We start from the raw sequence: 2,901 nt of genomic DNA, 5'->3' as shown, positions 1-2,901 counted from the left end.
GTCGTCTCTTCGCGGCATCCTGGCTCCGTGCTCGCAGGTTTGCATGCGGCTGACCCTGATATTCGGCGACAACGCGCTGGCCACGCCAAACCAGGTCGCATTCCATCAGCCACTGGCCCGTCTCATCCCTGAGCACGCCATTGACCTCTGGCTCGGGAAGCAGGGCGTGAACGAACATCAGCCGGGACCGGCTCTCCATCGGCGATCGGACTCCCGGCCGCACCAAACCCAGGGCAGCGCGCAAGTCGACGGCACGGCGCGGCCGGACTCGCCGACCCAGCGCGCCACCTAACTCCGCCTGGATCAAGGGGACGGTGGGGAGGCGCAATCGCGCCGCGATTTCGTCACCGAGAACCACAAGATCGTCCACGCTCAGCGCTGCCTGCCCCCGAAGCTCGCCCAGGTCGACCCAGGTGTCGGCGACGCAGACCACGGGCATGCCGTCGACGGTAGTGGTACGGCGCCGGTCAAGTCCGCGGTGGCCGCGGACTCCGGCTCGGGTAAGGCGCGGCGAGGCTGACGGGCGAATCACATCCAACGCGGAATCCTCGACGTGGGCACCAACGCTGGAGACCGGGCCGGGCATGGGCAGCTCCAAGAGGCGGGCAGCCGTCATGTGGCTGTAGGCGAAAGGACGCGGCAGAACCAGGGCGAAGGCCGCGGCCTGCTCCGCCAGGGTGGCGGTTGCCCCGCGTCTGCGCACGCCGCGGGTCACCCGGTCAAAGTTTGACGAGCGCCACTGGGTCGGCGTCAATCCACGGTCGCGGGCCTGCGCCAGCGAGAGCACGGACGGGAGGGGTTCGGCCATGGCTGCCACCATGCCGCGGCTCGCAAACCGGCGCAGCCTGTCCGCTGGAGCCTGTGCATCATGCCGATTCGTCTGCCGGCGCTGTGGACGCTTAGGTCGAGTGGTGGCGACACGCCGGCGGCGAGGCTCGGCATACGGCGCGTCGCCACCACTCGACCTAGCGAGCGGCGGCTGCCCCCCGGTCAGGCGTAGGTGCGGAAGCCTCGCTTGGTCTTGCGGCCGAGATAACCCGCTTGCACCAGTTGCTCCAGCAACGGCGCGGGGGCGAAGCCCGGCTCGCGGAACTCCAGGTAAAGCTCGCGCTGGATCGCCAGCGAGACATCGAGGCCGACGACGTCGAGCAGTTCGAAGGGACCCATCGGCAGGCCACAGCCAGTCTTCATCGCGGTGTCGATGTCGTCAGCGCTCGCGTAATGCGCCTCCAGCATCTTGATCGCGTCGTTGAGATAGGGGAAGAGCAGCGCGTTGACGATGAAGCCCGAGCGGTCGCCGCATTGCACCGGGTGCTTGCCGACGGCCCGCGTGAGCGCGACGACGCTCGCCGTCACGTCCGGCGCGGTCGCGACGGTGTGCACCACTTCGACGAGCTTCATCACTTGGGCGGGATTGAAGAAGTGCATGCCGACGACGTCGGCGGGACGTTCGGTGACAGCGGCGAGGTCGATGATCGGCAGCGACGAGGTCGTGGTCGCGAGGATGGCCCCGGCCTTGCACACCCGGTCCAGGTCGCGGAAGAGGTCCTGCTTGATCGCCAGGTCCTCGGCGATGGCTTCGACGACGATGTCGACCTCGGCGAGCGCGTCGCGCGACGTCGACCCGCTCAACCGGCCGAGCAGCGCCTCGGCGTCCTCGGCCGTCATCCGGCCCTTGTCGATCGCGCGGGCGTTGTTCTTCTCGATTTGCGCTCGCACCCCCGCGACCTTGTCCTCGCCGCGAGCGACATAGATGACGTCATAGCCGGCCTTGGCGAAGACTTCGACGATCCCGCCGGCCATTGTCCCCGAACCGACGACGCCGACCTTGGCGATCGGACGTAGGCCCGCCGCGTCTGCCGCGTCGGCGGCTGGGGTCGCGGAGTCCCCGACGACCTGCGAACTCGACGGGCCGGCATACGTATAGAAGCCGTGGCCGCTCTTGCGGCCCGTCAGGCCGGCGCTGACCATCTGTTTGATGATCGGGCTCGGGGCGTGCAGGCGGTCGCGGCCCTGCTTGTACATCGTGTCCAGGATCTCGTATGCCGTGTCCAGGCCGATCAGGTCCAGCAGCGCGAGCGGCCCCATCGGGTAACCGCAACCGAAACGCATTGCGGCGTCGAGATCTTCGCGGGTTGCGTACTTGCTCTCGAACATCGAGACGGCGTGGTTGAGATAGCCGAAGAGCAGGGCGTTGGCGATGAAGCCGGCACGGTCGCCGACAACCACGGGCTTCTTGCCGAGCCGCTCCGCGAGCGCCTTGACGTCCTCGAAGACGTCGTCCGCGGTGATCACCGTCTTGATGACCTCGACGAACTGCAGCACGGGTGCCGGGTTGAAGAAGTGCATGCCGACCACGCGCTTGGGGTCGGCCGTCGCGACCGCGATCTCGGTGACGGGGAGCGAGGAGGTGTTGGTCGCGAGAATGGCGTCCGACCCGACGATGCCGTCCAACGTGCTGAGGATCCGCTTCTTCAAGTCGAGATGCTCGGGCACGGCCTCGACGACGAGCTGGCAGTCGGCGCAGTCGGCGAGGTCGGTGGTGAAGGTCACATGCCCCCGCAGGGTGTCGGCGTCGTCCTGCGCCATCTTGCCGCGGCTGACGGCCCGGTCCAGGCTGGCCGTGAGGAAGCCCTTACCCCGCTCCAGTGCCCGCTCGTCGACCTCGACCGCCAGGACGTCAATTGCGTTGCGGGCGAACACTTCCACAATCCCCGCACCCATGGTTCCGAGACCGACCACGCCGACTTTGGTGAATTCACGCGACATATCTCGAGTCTTCCATTGCCCGTATGCCGCTTCCACGCCTCCCGGCGTGATCCCCCCCACCCCGGCGCGTGGCCGGCTCATGCCCGCTCGACAGGCCCCCGGCTGCATCTCCCCCGCCTAGGCGCTGAGCCC

General features: G+C 68.0%; 2 protein-coding genes. Both read right to left on the bottom strand.

Going from position 1 to position 2,901, the window contains the following annotated elements; genetic code table 11:
• A partial coding sequence (locus PKH97_RS15520; protein WP_324388505.1) for a hypothetical protein occupies nucleotides 1-808 on the bottom strand: 808 nt, incomplete at its 3' end.
• Nucleotides 809-990: 182 nt separating this feature from the next.
• Nucleotides 991-2,769, bottom strand: a complete 1,779-nt coding sequence (locus PKH97_RS15515; protein ID WP_324388504.1) for a 3-hydroxybutyryl-CoA dehydrogenase — start codon at nucleotides 2,767-2,769, stop codon at nucleotides 991-993.
• Between the last annotated feature and the right edge of the window lie 132 nt (nucleotides 2,770-2,901).

It is taken from the genome of Nostocoides sp. (assembly GCF_035343835.1).
Classification (GTDB): Bacteria; Actinomycetota; Actinomycetes; order Actinomycetales; family Dermatophilaceae; genus Nostocoides_A; species Nostocoides_A vanveenii.
The sequence above is the reverse complement of the archived record's forward strand: the minus strand, read 5'-3'. Positions and strand labels throughout refer to the sequence as shown.

What these genes read in the sequence shown, in the direction of transcription:
- PKH97_RS15515 (WP_324388504.1), bottom strand. Translation starts at nt 2,769, where the DNA reads ATGTCGCGTGAATTCACCAAAGTCGGCGTGGTCGGTCTCGGAACCATG.